Raw genomic sequence first — 15,362 nt, 5'->3', positions numbered from 1 at the left:
GATGGCTCTTGAGAAGAAACTGTTCAATTTCGATGTCCCCTGGGAGCACAACATCGCGTTCTCGCAGGGCGTCTCGATCAAGGGCGGGCGGCTGATCCTGCTGTCGGGCCAGGCCAGTCTCGACGATCATTGCAACGTGATCGGCGTCGGCGACATGGACCTGCAGGTCAAGACCTCGCTGGAAGCCGTGCGGCGCGGCCTCGAGATCGCGGGCGCGACCGTCGCGGATATCGTCAAGATGAACGTCTACACGACCGATATGCGGGCCTTTCACAAGACGCAGCCCATCCGGGAAGAGTTCTTCTCGCGGCCTTTCCCGGCCCAGACCGTGATGGAGGTTTCGCGGTTGGCGATGCGCGATTTCCTGGTCGAGCTCGAGGTCACGGCCGTCGTCGACGCCTGAGGCCGGCGCGGCGCAGCCGCGACCCGTATTCTCCCAAGCCCGGGCAGGCGGTCGACCAAAGACCGCCGGCCGCGGCGACATCCCGGTGGAATCCATGAAGCCATCGCCCCTGGCGCAATACGTCGAACATCTTGAGGCGGGCGATCTCGCCTACCAGGTCTGCCTGGACGACGACCGTCCGGTCTTCTTTCCGCGGCTGATCGCGCCAAAGACCGGCAGCACGAACCTGGCCTGGCGGGTCTCGAAGGGACTCGGCACCGTCTATTCGACAACCGTGGTTCACCATCGCGGCGAGGCGCCTCTCAACGTGGTCCTCGTCGACATGGACGAGGGCTTCCGGCTGATGAGCCGCGTCGAGGAGGTGCCGGCCGACGAGGTCCGCATCGGCATGCGGGTCAAGGCGCGCGTGCACCCGGCCGAGGACGGCAAGCTGCCCTACCCGGTCTTCACCCCGGTCACGGCCGAGACCCCTGCGGAGAACCGCTCATGACCGGCCTTCGTCGCGGCAGCGTTGCCGTCGTGGGCGCAGCGGAATCCGATCTCGGAGCCGCACCGCCCCACACCACCCCGATCGACCTCATGGCCCAGGCGAGCTGCCGGGCACTCGACGAGTGCGGCCTGCCGCTCTCGGCCGTGGACGGCATCTTCGCAGCCACCACGCAGGCGCGGTTCGCGCCGATGATGCTGGCCGAATATCTCGGCGTGCAGCCGCGCTATTTCGACGGCACGCAGGTGGGCGGTTCCTCGCCGATCACGCATGTGGCGCACGCGATCGCAGCCATCGAGCACGGGCTCTGCGACGTCGCGCTGATCGCCTATGGCAGCACGCAGCGGCTCGTCTCCCGGGCCGCCGCCTCCCCGCCTGATGCCAATCCCTACGAGACGCCGTTCCGGCCGATGCTGCCGACCAGCGCCTATGCGCTCGCGGCGGCCCGGCACATGCACCAGTTCGGCACCACGCGGGAGCAGCTCGCGGAGGTCGCGGTCGCGGCCCGGCAATGGGCGCTGATGAACCCCAAGGCGTGGGAAAAGGAGCCGCTCACGATCGAGCAGGTGCTCAGCTCCCGCATGATCTCCCATCCGCTCACCGTGCGGGACATCTGCCTCGTCACGGATGGCGGCGGCGCCATCGTGCTGACCTCGGCCGAGCGGGCGCGCTCCCTCGCGAAGCCGCCCGTCTACGTGCTCGGCGTCGGCGAGGCGCTGCCCCATGGCAGCATCTCCAACATGGCCGACCTCACCGTGACGGCGGCCGTCGAGTCGGGACGCGCGGCCTATGCCATGGCGGGGCTCGGCCCGGCCGAGGTGCAGATGGCCTCGCTCTACGACGCCTTCACGATCAACCCGATCCTGTTCCTGGAAGACCTCGGGTTCTGCCCCAAGGGCGAAGGCGGCCGCTTCGTGGCCGACGGCGCCATCGCGCCGGGCGGCCGCTTCCCGGTCAACACCAATGGCGGCGGTCTCTCCTACTGCCATCCTGGCATGTACGGGCTGCTCGCCATGCTGGAAGCCATCCGGCAGATCCGCGGCGAATGCGGGCCCCGCAACGTCCCGGGCTGCGAGGTCACCCTCGCCCACGGCAACGGCGTCGCCTTCTCGAGCCAATGCACGGTGGTGTTCGGCGGCGAGGCGACGGTCTGAAGGCAAAAAAAGACCGCGCCGAAGCGCGGTCTTGGATCGGTCGAGTGACCCGGCGCCGAGGCGCCGGGTGGGGCTGATCACTCGGCCGTGATGACCACGTCCAGGAGCTTGCGCGAGAGGTTCGGCTGAATCTCGAGGATCCGGGCCGCATTGTTGCCTTCGTGCGAGGTGGCCGAGAAGGTGGTCGGCAGCGTGACGCCCGTCTTGAAGTCCTTGAGCGTCTCGAGCGCCGCCACGAACTTGTCGCGGGTGAGATCCGGGCCGGCCTTCTTGAGGCCTTCCACGAAGGCGAGCGCGCCGCCGTAGCCGAGCAGGTCGGCCAGATCGGGCCGGTCCTGCTTGACGAGGTCGGGGAAGCGCTTTTCGAACCGCTCGCGATAGGCCTTCATGGCCGGCTCGTCCGATTCCGGCAGGCCCGCGACGGTGATCACGTTCTGCGTGCCGGCGGCGGCGTCTCCGACGATCTGCGGGTACTTGCGGCTCGAGGTGGCGTTGGAGCCGATGACCTTCGCGCTGACGCCGAGCTGCTTGGCCTGGCGGGTGATGATCGCGGAGGGCGACGGGTAGCCGTACACGATCAGGACGTCCGGGTTGGTCTCGCGGATCTTGAGGATCTGGGAGGTGAAGTCCGTGTCCGCCGGCCCGAAGATCTCGTGCGACACCGGCGCGGTGCCCTTCTGCTTCATGCGGTCGACGATGCTGTCGGCGCCGCGCTTGCCGTACTCGTCCGATTGGCGGATCAGCGCGATGCGCTTGCCTGCGAGCGGGCCCACCACGTAGTCGGCGACGGCGACGCCCTGCATGCGGTCGTTGAGCGAGCCGGTGCGGAACAGGTTCTTGACCATCGGCTCCGTCACCGCGGGGGTGGACGGCACCGCGATGAAGGTCGGCACATTCGCGGCCTTGATGGCCGGCACCATGGCGGCGCCGATCGCGCTGGCGGCCGGGCCGAACACGGCGAAGACCTGATCCTGACCGGTCAGCTTCTTGTAGCCGGCGAGGGCCTTCGGCGGAGAGGTCTCGTCGTCCTCGGACACCCATTCGAGCTTGCGGCCGTGAATGCCGCCGGCGGCGTTGGCCTCCTCAAAGGCCAGGACCGCTCCGGACAGGTTTCCCGAGCCCCAGATCGAGGCCGGGCCCGTGAGGCTGCCCAGGATCCCGATCTTGATCTTGTCCTTGGTGACGCCCGGCGCGTCCTGCGCGATGGCGGGTCCCGCGAGCACCGCGAGCGCGACCCCCATTCCGGTGATCAGTCGCTTGAATGTCATCCCTGTCTCCCCTTTACGACAAGCGGTGTCCCGCGTTGCGTCTGCTTCCCGCCGAGGCAGGTCATTCTGGGATCACGTTCCGAGGTAGGCGTCCTGGACCGAAGGGTCGGCTTCGATCTCGGCCGCGGTCCCGGAGAGGCGAATCTCGCCGGTTTCCATCAGGTAGGCGTAGTCGGAAACGGCCAGGGCCGCCCGCACGTTCTGCTCCACGAGCAGCATGCTCATGCCGGTCGGGCGGATGCGGTCGATGATGTCGAAGATCTCGTCCACGAGCTTCGGCGCGAGGCCGAGCGAGGGCTCGTCCAGGATCAGGAACTTGGGCTTGGCCATCAGGGCCCGGGCGATGGTCAGCATCTGCTGCTCGCCGCCGGACAGGGTGGCGGAGATCTGGCCGAAGCGCTCGCGGAGGCGCGGAAAGAGGTCGAGCACGCCCTCGATGTCGCGGCGGATCTCCTTGTCGTCGCTTCTCGTATAGGCGCCGAGCCGCAGGTTTTCGCCGACGGTCATCTCCGTGAAGAGCTCGCGCCGTTCCGGAACCATCGAAAGGCCGCGACGGACGATCCGGTCGGGCCGCAGCCCCAGGATCTGCGCGCCGTCGAAGACGACGGAGCCCGTCGCCGGCAACAGCCCCGTGATCACCCGCATCGTGGTCGTCTTGCCGGCCCCGTTCGCCCCGAGCAGCGAGGTGACCTTGCCGGCCGGCGCCGTGATGGTGACGCCGTGGAGGGCTTTGATCTTCCCGTAGGAAGCGTGAACGTCACGAAGCTCGAGCACGGTCCGGCCTGTCTCCAAGGTATGCGCGTCGGACTTCCGGATCGGCTCTCACCTCCGCCGGCGTGCCTTCGGCGATCTTCTGGCCGAAGTTCAGGACCGTGATCCGGTCCGAGATGTTCATCACCACCTTCATGACGTGGTCGACGAGCAGGATGGTGAGCCGGTGCTCGTCGCGCAGGCGCACGAGCGTCCGGTTGAGATGGTCGATCTCGGCCGAGCGCAGGCCGGCCGCGGGTTCGTCGAGGAGCAGCAGCTTCGGGCTGCTGGCCAGGGCCCTGGCCAGTTCGAGCTGGCGCTGCTTGCCGAACGGGAGGGCACTCGCGAGCGTGTCCCGGTCGCGGCCGAGGCCCAGCATCTCCAGCAGCTCGTCGGCACGCCGGCGCATCTCGGCCTCGCCCCGAAAATAGCTGGGCAGCCGCAACGCGGAGGCGAAGAGGCCGTGGCGGGCCTGCCTGTGCGCGCCGATCAGAATGTTCTCGATAACCGTCATCTCCCCGAACATCTCGGTGTTCTGGAAGCTGCGGGCCACGCCCGCGCAGGCGATCTGATCGGGCCGGAGCCGGGCCGTGTCGCGCCCCGCGACCCGCACCGCGCCCTCGGTCGGCGCGTATAGGCCCGTGATGGTGTTGATGACCGTGCTCTTGCCGGCGCCGTTCGGGCCGATGAGGCTGTGGATGGCCCCGTCCTGAACCGAGAAGCTGAGGCCGTTCACGGCCACGAGGCCGCCGAAGCGCACGGTGACGCCACTGAGTTCGAGGGCGTTCATCGCGCGGCACCCGCGTTCGGCCGGAGGCGAGCGGCCAGGGCCGCCCCGGCACCCGCGAGCCCGCCCGGGAAGAGGACGATCATGAGGAGCAGCAGCACCGCCCAGACGACGCCCTTGTAGGCCTGGAAGCCGCCGAGCAGCTCGGGGATCAGCACGAACACCGCGCTCCCGAGGACGGCGCCCGGGATGCTGCGGAACCCGCCGATGATGATCACGGCGACCAGAACCACCGACTCGATGATGCCGAAGCCGTGAGGGTCGAGGAACGTCGTCTGCAGCCCCTGCAGGCCGCCGCCCACGGCCCCGAGCGCGCCGCTCAGGGCAAAGGCGAGCGCCTTGTAGTGGAGGACGTTGATGCCAAGGGTCTGCAGGGCGACCTCGCTCTGGCGCAGGGCCGCGAACACGCGGCCGAGGCGCGAAGCCATCAGGTTCGATACGCCGAGAAAGAGCGCAAAGGCGACCGGCACGACGACGTAGTAGAGGGCGAAGCCGGAGGTCAGCTCCTTGCCGGCGACGGTGAGCGGCGGCACCATCAGGCCGAGCGCCCCGCCGGTCAGCGTCTCCCAGTGGGTCAGCCCGACCTGCACGATCGCCGTCATGGCCATGGTGACGAGCGCCAGGTAGTGGCCGCCGAGGCGCAGGCTGGCGAGGCCGAGCCCATAGCCCGCAACCCCCGCCAGCGCGGCCGCGAGCGGGATGCCGAAATACGCCGGCACCCCGAGCTTCGTGGCGAGCAGGGCCGCGCCATAGGCCCCGATCGCGCTGAAGGCGGCCTGCGCCAGAGAGACCTGGCCGGCGACCCCCGTGACGATGACGAGGCCGAGCGCCATGATGGCCGTGGAGGCGATGACGCCCGCCTGGAACACCCGGTACTCGGAGGCGACCAGCGGCCAGGCCATGAGAACGGCCAGGAGGGCAAGCCACCAGAGGAAAGGTCGTCTCACGCGCCTCATACCTTCTTGACGGCCAGGGCGCCGAAGAGCCCCTGCGGCCGCACGATGATGATCAGCACCAGCAGCAAGTAGGTGGTCGCGTCCTTGACCGCGGTCGACACGTAGATGCCCGCCGCCGTCTCGATCACGCCGAGGATGAGGCCACCCACGACCGCACCGGGCAGGCTGGTGAAGCCGCCGAGCACGGCCACGGTGAAGCCCTTGATGCCGATCAGGCCCATCTCGGGCGACAGGGTGACGATCGGGGCAAGAAGAATGCCGGCGATCGCCGCCAGGACGGACGCCATGACCCAGATGGAGCTGACGATGGTCGGCACCGGGATGCCCATCAGGGACGCGCCGGTCGGGTTCTGACAGGTGGCCAGCACCGCTCGCCCGAGCTTCATGTGGGCGAAGAACACGTACAGCGCCCCCATCACCAGAAGCGCCGCGATGACGATGGCGATGTTCGCCCACGCGAAGTGGACGCCCATGAAGGATTGCGGCACCGGCGAGAGCAGGAACTGGAACGGCCAGGCCTGCGGGCCCATCACGGCCCGCAGGCCCTCCCGGATGGCGAGCCCGACGGCGAGCGTGGCGATGATCTGAACGAGGATCGGCTGCATCTTGATCGGCCGCATGACGGCGCGCTCGATGATGAAGCCGAAGATGCCTGCCGCGATCAGCGCGAGGAAGATCGCGGGCCAGAAAGGGATCGGCAAATAGAGCTGGATCAGGACGACCAGATACGCGCCGAGCGCCACCTGTTCGCCCAGCCCGAAATGGATGACGTGCGTGCCGCGGTAGATGAGCACGAAGCCGAGGGCCACGAGCGCGTAGACCGCGCCCGCGGTGATCCCGCTGAGGAGGATCTGCGGCAGGAGCATCAGATCAGTCGTCGAGAACGGCGGTGGCCTTGATCTCGATGAGCGCGTGCTCCCGGATCAGGCCCGCCACGAGGACCCCGGTCGCCGCCGGGTAGGGAGGTCCCTTGAAAAACTCGCGGCGAACCTCGGCCGTGCGGTTGTAGTCCTCGAACGTCAGGAAGTACTCGGTCGTCTCGACGATGTTGTCGAAGGAGCCACCCGCGTCGCGCAGGATCTTGTCGAACTTCTGGAAGATGTAGCGGGTCTGGGCGACGATGTCGCCCTTGCCGACGACGTTGCGGTTCTCGTCCGTGGCGGTGGCGCCGGACAGGAAGAGCAGGCGGCCGGCCCGCACGGCCGGCGAGAAGGTCAGCTTGTCCGACCAGCCGGGCGGGGCGATGCGTTCGTAGACAGGCATGGGGTCGTGCTCCTTGGACGGGTTCGCTAGCGGGAGGTTCGCAGCCGGAAGCGCTGGATCTTCCCGGTTTCGGTCTTGGGCAGGCTGTCGACGATCTCGACCTCGCGCGGATAGGCGTGGTTGCCGAGGAGGCGCTTTGCCGTGTCCTGGATCTCGCGGACCAGGTCGGGCGTGTTGGCGTGGCCGGATTTCAGGGTCACGTAGGCGACGACGATCTGGCCCTTGAGCGGGTCGGGCTTGCCGATGACCCCGGCCTCCGCAACCGCCGGATGGTGCAGAATGGCGCTTTCGACCTCGAACGGCCCGATGCGGTAGCCCGAGCTCTTGATGACGTCGTCCGAGCGGCCCTCGAACCAGAAATAGCCGGCCTCGTCGCGACGGGCGAGATCGCCGGCGATGATCCAGCCCTGCCGGAACAGCTGCGCAGTGCGCTCCGGATCGTTCCAGTAGCGCAGGGCGTAATAGCCCTCCTCGCTCGGCCGTTGGGCCAGATAGCCCACCTCGCCGGCCGGCAGCTCGCGTCCGTCCTCGTCGACGATGGCCACCTCGAAACCGGGCATCTGCAGGCCCATGGCCCCGGCCAGGATCTCGGCGTCGAGCGCGTTGAAATTGCCGAGCGGCAGGCCGTTCTCGCTGGAGCCGAACTGGTCGGCCGGCGTCACCCCGAGATTGTCCTGGAAAAAGCGGATGACCTCGGAATTGAGCGGCTCGCCGCAGCAGCTGATGCAGCGCACCGAGGACAGGTCATAGGCGGCGAGCTTGCGGGCGCCGAGGGCCATGACCCCGCGCAGCAGCGTGGGAACGGTGGCCAGATTGGTGACCTTGTGGTCCTGGATGATCTGCAGGGCGGCCTCCGGCGTGGGCGCGCCCTCGTAGCTGACCACCGGCACGCCCATGGACATGGCCGCCTGGTAGCAGACAAGCCCATAGCCCCAGCCTGGATCGCCGGTCGGCCAGAAGGTGTCTGTCCGCTGCAGGTCGAGGCCGTAGCGGATGTAGGGGCGCACGGCGGCCAGGAAGTTGCCGGCGATCTCGACGCCCTTCGGCTCCCCGGTCGAGCCCGAGGTGTAGAGGATGATGGCCGGGTCGCGGCGCGTGCAGGCTTCCGGCTCGAACCGGTCCGGCTGGCGCCGCATCGCCTGCCAGAAGCTGATGTCGCCGCGCTCGAGGCCGACCCCGCCCTCGCCCGCGATGGTCACCACGGCGACCCCCTCGGGCGCATCGACCCGGTGGCGGTGCTCATGGTGCACGAAGACGATCTGAGCGCCGCAGCCCGAGACCCGCATCCGGACGGCGTCGGCCGCGAAGCCGGTGAAGACCGGCACGTAGATCGCGCCCGCTTTCCAGGCGCCGATCATGACGGCCAGGGTTTCCGGCCGGCGCGACAGCACGCCCGGGACACGGTCGCCCTTCTTGACACCAAGCGAACGCAGGAGGTTCGCGACCTGGTTGCTCTGCCGCTCCAGCGCCCGGTAGGTCGTGATCGTGACGGTGCCGGTCTTGGCGACCGAATACAGCGCCACCTTGTGCTCGGCCGCGTGCCGGTCGACGATCGTGCGGCCGAGATTGATCGGCTGCCCGTCGGTCCAGGCGAGTTCCTCGAGCACCGAGGCCCAGCTGAAACTGCGCCGGGCCTCCTCGTAAGTGGGGCGGCTCATCAGCTGTTTCCCTCGCGGCGGCGCAGCCGGTAGGCGTGAAAGGCCTCCAGGATGGTTTCGCCGCTGTCGTTGGCGAGGGTGACCCGAAGCTTCACGCGGCCCCAATCGCGCCCCGGCTTGCTGTCGACCTCGACCACCTCGAAGGCGGAATGCACGGTGTCGTCGACGAAGACGGGCCGGCGGAACTCCGCCCCCTGCTGCAGAAAGGCGATCATCGCCTCCTTGAGCTGGCCGGACAGCGCCGTGGCGCCGAGCGCGGTCAGGCTCATCAGATGCAGCCCATGCACGATGGGGCGGCCGAAACGCGTCGTCTTGGCGTATTCCGCGTCGTAGTGGATCGGATGGGCGTCGCCCGTCAGGGCCGCGAAGGCCAGCACGTCGGCCTGGGACACCGTCCGGCTCGCGCCATCATAGGTCTGGCCGAGGGCGAAATCCTCGAAATAGAGCTGCGGAGCGGCGTCGCTCATCTTGGGTCCTGTGGAAATGGCGGAAGTCATTGCGGCGCGTCCTCGACGGCGACCCGCTCGAGGCCCCGCCGGTAGGGCTCCAGCGCCAGGCCCTTGTCTGTGCGGTCCAGGATGTCCGGATTGGCGACCAGCCCACGGGCCAGCGAAACCACGTCGAGGCGTCCCTGCGCCAGCGCGGCCTCGGCCTCGTCGAGCGTCTTCACGCCGCCGCCGCCGATCACCGTGCGGTCCGTGGCGGCCCGGATGACGTCCAGGAACCGCGTCTCGCCGACGGCACAGCGGTCGAGCCCGCGCGTCGAGACATGGAAGGCGTCGACCCCGGCGCCGGCCAGCGCCTCGAGCGTGCGGGCAACCTCGGCGGCTCCGCCCGGCGGCTGGTAGTCCACGCTGTCCATCTTGTAGAGGGACAGGTTGTAGCTCACCGGCAGCGAGCCGACGGCCGCCCGGACCGCGCGCACCACCTCGACCGGCAGGCGGAGCCGGTTCTCGAGGCTGCCGCCATAGGCGTCCTCGCGCGTGTTGTAGCCGCTGAGAAAATCGTCGAGCAGATAGCCGCGCGAACCGTGGATCTCGACCCCGTCGAACCCGACCGCGCGGGCAAGCCCCGCGGCTTCCGCGAAGCCTTCGACCAGTGCCGGCAGCTCGGCGCCGTCGATCCGGCGCGTTTCCCCGTAGGGCTGCCCACGCTGCCAGCTCGACACGGACGGGACGCGACCGGTGGCGCCGATGCCGGGCCCGAGCTCCGGCTCCCGGAAGGGGCCACCGTGCTGCAGCTGCAGGAAGATGTGGCCGCCTTCCGCCTTGACGGCACCAACCACGCGCTTCCAGCCCTCGGCATGCGCCGGGCCGGTCAGGCCGGGCTGGGCCAGATAGGTGCGGCTCGCGGGGCCGGGCACGTAGGTCGCCTCGGTGATCACGAGGCCGACGCCGTTGCGGGCGAAGCGGCGGTAATAGGCCGCCATCTCGGCCGTGGGCGTCCCGTCCTCGGCCGCCATCCCACGGGTGACCGCCGCCAGCGCCAAGCGATTGCGCAGCGTCGCGGACCCGATCTCGATGGGGTCCCGGAGCCGCCGATGCTGGTCCGCCCTCACGGCCGACGACCTCTGACCTGACACGTCAATATTCCGCTTTCCGGAAACTAGTTCTGCTTATCGCGAAAAGATACCGCGCACCGGCCCGGTGTCAACGACAGCCCGCGCTAAAAATGACGGCAGGCTGCCGAGCCTGTGCGCAGTGCGGGCGCGGAGGGGGCTCGCGCAGACGTTCCGGCCCGATGGTCCTCAGCCGAAGACGACATTAAGCAGAGGCCTCGAACAGCCTCCAGGGCGCGCAGGCGTCCTTCGGACGCGACCGATCGTTGCGAGGTGGTGAACCCGAAAGGCGCCCTGTCGCGCCTCCGGACGCGGGCCGCGGGATCGAGCGTGGATCAGGCGCTCAGGGCGCGGCGCAGGGGCGCAGCGCGGCGCTGGCGGGAAGGCTAGCCGGTGGCTGGGGCGCCAGGATTCGAACCTGGGAATGTCGGTACCAAAAACCGATGCCTTACCACTTGGCGACGCCCCAATCGGGCCGACCTCATAGGTCGCGCGCCGGCTTCCGGCAATGGCCGCGCCGGGGTGTGGTTGCGTCGGCGTCGCGGTGTTGCGTCGCGGATCGGGTGGCTCAGCCGGGCAGCAGCGCCCGCAGGCCCTCGCGGTAGGTCGGGTAGGCGAGCGTCACGCCGAGTTCGTCCCGCAGCAGGCTGTTTCGCACCCGCTTGTTGCCGTCCCAGAAGCTCCGGGCCATCGGCGACAGCCCGGCCTCCTCGATCGGGATTTCGGGCGGAGGCTCCTGGCCGAGCAGCGCCGCCGCATAGCCGAGCACGTCGGACGAGGGCGCGGGCTCGTCGTCGGCGACGTCGTAGACGGCGCCCGCGCGAGGGCGGGCGAGCGAGGCCTCGAGCACCGCCGCGATGTCGTCGACATGGATGCGATTGAACACCTGGCCCGGCTTCACCACCCGTTTCGCGCCGGCGGCCAGCCGGTCGAAGGCGCTGCGGCCCGGCCCGTAGATGCCGGCGAGGCGAAACACCTGCACGGGTTTGCCGCTCTCCTGGCCGAGCGCCAGCCAGGCCTCCTCGGCCGCGAGCCGGCGACGGCCGCGGGCGCCGCTCGGGCGGGCCGGGGTGCCGGCATCGACCCAGGCGCCGCCATGGTCGCCATAGACCCCGACCGTGGACAGGTAGCCGATCCAGCCGAGCCGGGGCGCGGCCGCGATGGCCGCGCGGAACCGGGCCAGCACAGGATCGCCGGCCTCGTCCGGCGGCACGGAGACGAGCAGCGCGTCCGCAGCCGCGAGGTCGGCCTCGAGCCGCCCCTCCTCGCCCGGCAGGCACCGGACCGTCAGCCCGTCGCGGGCGAGCGCGGCGGCCTTGTCAGGGCTCCGCACCGTGCCGACGACCTCCCGGCAGCGCGGCCCCACGCGCCGCACAAAGGCCTGGGCCGTGTAGCCGAGCCCGAACACAACAAGGTTCACGACGCCCTCTCCGGCGCGCCGGGCAATTCGGCGGGCCGAGCCGCCCCGGTCAGCCCGCCGCTCACCCGCCGATCTGGTAGCTGGCCAGCGCGGCCATGCGGACGAGGTCGGAATCGGTGGCGCCGAGCGAGACGATCTGGACGGGCTTGTCGAGCCCGACCATCAGCGGCCCGATCACGGTGGCGCCGCCGAGCTCCTGCAGCATCCGGGTCGAGATCGAGGCCGAGTGGAAGGCCGGCATCACCAGCACGTTGGCCGGCCCGGTTAGACGGCAGAACGGATAGGCGGCCATCAGCTCGGGGTTCAGCGCCACGTCGGCCGCCATGTCGCCGTCGTATTCGAAATCGACCCGCATTCCGTCCAGGATCTTCACCGCTTCGCGCACGTGGCGCGAGCGTTCGCCCTCGGGATGGCCGAAGGTCGAGAAGGCCAGGAGGCCGAGCCGCGGCTCCATCCCGAGCCGGCGCGCCACGCCGGCCGCCTCAATGGCGATCTCGGCCAAAGCGGCCGCGTCCGGCATGTCGGTGACGGCCGTGTCCGCCACCAGCACGGTGCGGCCCCGGGTCAGGCAGAGCGACACGCCGATGACCCGGTGACCGGGCTTGTGGTCGATGACCCGCCGCACCTCCTCGAGCGCGACCGAGAAGTTGCGGGTCACCCCCGTCACCATGGCGTCGGCGTCGCCGAGCGCCACCATGGCGGCCGCGAAATGGTTGCGATCCTGGTTCACCAGCCGCTGGCAGTCGCGGAACAGGTAGCCCTGCCGCTGCAGGCGGGAATAGAGGTACTGGGCATAGGCGGTGTTGCGCTTGGACAGGCGGGCGTTGTGGATCTCGACGCCGGACCGCGCGCCGAGATCGATGCCGGCGCCGGCCGCGCTCTCCCGCACGGCGTCCTCGCGTCCGACCAGGATCGCGGTGCCGAGCCCCTGATTGACGAAGCTGACCGCGGCCCGGATCACCTGCTCCTCCTCGCCCTCGGCGAAGACCACGCGTTTCGGGAATTTCCGGACCTTGTCGAAGACCCGCGCCAGCACGCCCGCGGTCGGGTCGCGGCGGGCCTGCAGCACGGCCTCGTAGCCCTCCGGAACCGGCCGGCCGGCGACCCCGGTCGCGACCGCGGCTTCGGCCACCGCCGGCGGCACCGTCGAGATCAGGCGCGGGTCGAACGGAACCGGGATGATGTAGTCGCGCCCGAAGCGGGGCCGGGAGCCCTGGTAGGCGGCCGCCACCTCGTCCGGCACGTCTTCGCGGGCCAGCGCGGCCAGGGCCTGCGCGGCCGCGATCTTCATCTCCATGTTGATGGTGGTGGCCCGCACGTCGAGCGCGCCCCGGAAGATGTAGGGAAAGCCCAGGACATTGTTGATCTGGTTCGGGTAGTCCGAGCGGCCCGTCGCCATGATGGCGTCACCGCGGATCTGCGCCACCTCCTCCGGCGTGATCTCGGGATCCGGGTTGGCCATCGCGAAGATGATCGGGTTGGCCGCCATGGAGCGGATCATCTCGGCCGTGAAGGCGCCCTTCACGGACAGGCCGAACACGGCGTCCGCGCCCTCCATGGCGTCGGCCAGCGTGCGGGCCGGGGTGTCCACGGCGTGGCCCGACTTCCACTGGTTCATGCCGTCCTGCCGGCCCCGGTAGACCACACCCTTGGTATCGCAGAGGATGACGTTATTCGGCGAGAACCCGAGCGCCTTCAGGAGTTCGACCGACGCGATGCCGGCCGCACCGGCGCCGTTGATCACGAGCTTGGCGGCCTTCATGTCGCGGCCGGTCAGGTGGAAGGCGTTGATCAGGCCCGCGGCCGCGATGATGGCGGTGCCGTGCTGGTCGTCATGAAACACCGGGATCGGCATCAGCTCCTTGAGCCGCTCCTCGATGATGAAGCATTCCGGGGCCTTGATGTCCTCCAGATTGATGCCGCCGAAACAGGGATGGAGGTAGCGGACGCAGTTGATGACCTCCTCGGCGTCCTCGGTCGCGACCTCGATGTCGAAACTGTCGATGTCGGCGAAGCGCTTAAAGAGGACCGCCTTGCCCTCCATCACGGGCTTCGAGGCGAGCGCGCCCCGATTGCCGAGCCCCAGGATCGCGGTGCCGTTGGAGATCACGGCCACCATGTTGCCCTTGGTCGTGTAGTCGTAGGCGAGGGCGGGGTTCTCGGCGATCGCCAGAACCGGCACGGCGACGCCCGGCGAATAGGCGAGCGACAGGTCGCGCTGGGTCGCCATGGGCTTGGTGGCCACCACCTCCAGCTTGCCGGCCCGTCCCACCGCGTGGAAGTTCAGCGCCTCCTGGTCGGTGAAGGTGGGCCGCACGCGGCGGTTCGGCGTGTGTTCGGTCATGTCTCTGTTGCCCAGCGTTTCCCCGGCCCGACCGTAGGGAGGCCGGACGGGAGCCTCAAGCCCGTTCTCCGGCCGAGACGGCCGAGCCCGGCGGCGGACGGGTCGGCCAGGAGGGCCCGGGTGTCAGGACCCGGCGCGTCTGCTAACGGCTCCTGATGGAGAGCGGAGCCCAGATCCCCCCGACCGAGCTGACCCGCGGCGAGCCGGAGGCGGCCCGCAGGCCGGCCGAGGACCAGCGCGTCACGCCCATGATGGCGCAGTACGTGGAGATCAAGGCTGCCAATCCGGGCTGCCTCCTGTTCTACCGCATGGGCGACTTCTACGAGCTGTTCTTCGAGGACGCCGAGATCGCCAGCCGGGCGCTCGGCATCGTGCTGACCCGGCGCGGAAAGCATCTCGGCGAGGACATCCCGATGTGCGGGGTGCCGCTGGAGCGGGGCGAGGACGCGCTCGCCCGCCTGATCGCGGCCGGCCACCGTGTCGCGGTCTGCGAGCAGCTCGAGGATCCGGCGGAGGCCCGCAAGCGCGGCAACAAGTCGGTGGTCCGGCGCGACGTCGTCCGGCTGGTCACGCCCGGCACGCTGACCGAGGATCGGCTGCTGGATCCCGGCCGGCCGAACCTCCTGGTCGCCCTGGCGCGGCGGCGCCACTCGGACGGCGGCTGGCGCTACGGCGTCGCCAGCCTGGATCTTTCCACCGGCGGCTTCGCGGTGGGCGAGACCGACGCGGCCGGGCTGGCGGCCGAACTCGCCCGCCTCGACCCGCGCGAGATCGTGCTGCCGGACACCCTGCAGGAGGATCCGGACCTGGCGGCGACCTGGCGCGGTCTGCCCGCCGCCGCCCTGACGCCGGTGGCCCGGGACGGACTGGACCCGGCCTCGGCCGAGCGGCGGCTCCTCGACTTCTTCGGCGTCGCGACGCTGGACAGTTTCGGCCCCTTCACCCGGGCGGAGGTGGCGGCCGCCGGGGCGGCCCTCCACTACGTGCTCCGCACCCAGCATGGCGGCCGGCCGACCCTGTCGCGGCCGCGCCGGCAGGAAGGCGGCGACCGCCTGCTGATCGACCCGGCCACCCGGGCCAGCCTCGAACTCGTCCGCAGCACCGGCGGCGAGCGGGCCGGCAGCCTGCTGCACGCGGTGGACCGCACGGTCACGGCGGCCGGCGCCCGCCTCCTGGTGGAGCGCCTCTCCGGCCCCCTGACCGATCCCGATGCCATCGGCCGGCGTCAGGACGCGGTCGCGTTTCTTCTGGAGGAGAGCGCGTTGCGGGCGGACCTGCGCCGCCGCCTCGCGCAGGTGCCCGACATGCTGCGGT

14 protein-coding genes, 1 tRNA gene and 1 pseudogene are annotated in these 15,362 nt (G+C 69.9%); 4 read left to right on the top strand and 12 right to left on the bottom strand.

Going from position 1 to position 15,362, the window contains the following annotated elements:
* Window position 1: 1 nt before the first annotated feature.
* The 3 genes from JWR86_RS08495 (at window position 2) to JWR86_RS08485 (ending at window position 2,044) form a co-directional block, all read left to right on the top strand.
* On the top strand, window positions 2-403 hold the full coding sequence (locus tag JWR86_RS08495; RefSeq protein ID WP_299563590.1) for a RidA family protein: 402 nt from the start codon (window positions 2-4) through the stop codon (window positions 401-403).
* 94 nt (window positions 404-497) lie between these two features.
* Window positions 498-893, top strand: coding sequence for an OB-fold domain-containing protein (locus JWR86_RS08490; protein ID WP_299563587.1), 396 nt, complete (start codon window positions 498-500; stop codon window positions 891-893).
* On the top strand, window positions 890-2,044 hold the full coding sequence (locus JWR86_RS08485) for an acetyl-CoA acetyltransferase (RefSeq protein ID WP_299563584.1): 1,155 nt from the start codon (window positions 890-892) through the stop codon (window positions 2,042-2,044). The genes JWR86_RS08490 and JWR86_RS08485 overlap by 4 nt, the downstream gene beginning before the upstream one ends.
* 77 nt (window positions 2,045-2,121) lie before the next feature.
* Here the strand turns inward: JWR86_RS08485 and JWR86_RS08480 are convergent, their stop codons facing one another.
* The 12 genes from JWR86_RS08480 to JWR86_RS08425 all read right to left on the bottom strand — a co-directional run bounded on the left by JWR86_RS08480 (window position 2,122) and on the right by JWR86_RS08425 (window position 14,048).
* The gene (locus JWR86_RS08480) at window positions 2,122-3,312 is read right to left on the bottom strand and encodes an ABC transporter substrate-binding protein (RefSeq protein ID WP_299563581.1); all 1,191 of its coding nucleotides are present in this window, start codon (window positions 3,310-3,312) and stop codon (window positions 2,122-2,124) included.
* A gap of 72 nt (window positions 3,313-3,384) precedes the next feature.
* Window positions 3,385-4,086 carry an ABC transporter ATP-binding protein gene (locus tag JWR86_RS08475; protein WP_299563578.1) on the bottom strand — a complete coding sequence of 234 codons (702 nt, stop codon included), beginning with the start codon at window positions 4,084-4,086 and terminating at the stop codon, window positions 3,385-3,387.
* The gene (locus JWR86_RS08470) at window positions 4,070-4,852 is read right to left on the bottom strand and encodes an ABC transporter ATP-binding protein (RefSeq protein ID WP_299563576.1); all 783 of its coding nucleotides are present in this window, start codon (window positions 4,850-4,852) and stop codon (window positions 4,070-4,072) included. Before JWR86_RS08470 ends, JWR86_RS08475 begins: the two co-directional genes overlap by 17 nt.
* Window positions 4,849-5,796 (bottom strand): branched-chain amino acid ABC transporter permease, encoded by a 948-nt coding sequence (locus JWR86_RS08465; RefSeq protein WP_299563573.1) that lies wholly within the window; start codon window positions 5,794-5,796, stop codon window positions 4,849-4,851. The genes JWR86_RS08470 and JWR86_RS08465 overlap by 4 nt, the downstream gene beginning before the upstream one ends.
* Window positions 5,797-5,801: 5 nt before the next feature.
* Complete coding sequence (locus JWR86_RS08460) at window positions 5,802-6,671, bottom strand: branched-chain amino acid ABC transporter permease (RefSeq protein ID WP_299563570.1); 870 nt, start codon at window positions 6,669-6,671, stop codon at window positions 5,802-5,804.
* A gap of 4 nt (window positions 6,672-6,675) precedes the next feature.
* On the bottom strand, window positions 6,676-7,068 hold the full coding sequence (locus JWR86_RS08455) for a RidA family protein (RefSeq protein WP_299563567.1): 393 nt from the start codon (window positions 7,066-7,068) through the stop codon (window positions 6,676-6,678).
* A 26-nt stretch (window positions 7,069-7,094) separates the two neighbouring features.
* Complete coding sequence (locus tag JWR86_RS08450) at window positions 7,095-8,726, bottom strand: AMP-binding protein (protein WP_299563564.1); 1,632 nt, start codon at window positions 8,724-8,726, stop codon at window positions 7,095-7,097.
* Window positions 8,726-9,193: a MaoC/PaaZ C-terminal domain-containing protein gene (locus JWR86_RS08445; protein ID WP_299563561.1), complete on the bottom strand. Its 468-nt coding sequence runs from the start codon at window positions 9,191-9,193 to the stop codon at window positions 8,726-8,728. The genes JWR86_RS08450 and JWR86_RS08445 overlap by 1 nt, the downstream gene beginning before the upstream one ends.
* A gap of 26 nt (window positions 9,194-9,219) precedes the next feature.
* Window positions 9,220-10,284, bottom strand: coding sequence for an NADH:flavin oxidoreductase (locus JWR86_RS08440; RefSeq protein WP_299563558.1), 1,065 nt, complete (start codon window positions 10,282-10,284; stop codon window positions 9,220-9,222).
* 394 nt (window positions 10,285-10,678) lie between these two features.
* Window positions 10,679-10,753, bottom strand: a tRNA-Gln gene (locus JWR86_RS08435).
* A 99-nt stretch (window positions 10,754-10,852) separates the two neighbouring features.
* Window positions 10,853-11,704 carry an SDR family oxidoreductase gene (locus JWR86_RS08430; RefSeq protein WP_299563555.1) on the bottom strand — a complete coding sequence of 284 codons (852 nt, stop codon included), beginning with the start codon at window positions 11,702-11,704 and terminating at the stop codon, window positions 10,853-10,855.
* A 61-nt stretch (window positions 11,705-11,765) separates the two neighbouring features.
* Entirely contained in the window at window positions 11,766-14,048 is a 2,283-nt protein-coding gene (locus tag JWR86_RS08425; RefSeq protein ID WP_299563552.1) for an NADP-dependent malic enzyme, read from the bottom strand.
* A gap of 248 nt (window positions 14,049-14,296) precedes the next feature.
* On the opposite strand from JWR86_RS08425, the pseudogene JWR86_RS08420 reads away from it, so the two are divergent.
* Window positions 14,297-15,362, top strand: a pseudogene (locus JWR86_RS08420) (DNA mismatch repair protein MutS); the annotation flags it as partial.

Source organism: Enterovirga sp., assembly GCF_028290205.1.
Taxonomy (GTDB): Bacteria; Pseudomonadota; Alphaproteobacteria; order Rhizobiales; family Beijerinckiaceae; genus Enterovirga.
The sequence above is the reverse complement of the archived record's forward strand: the minus strand, read 5'-3'. Positions and strand labels throughout refer to the sequence as shown.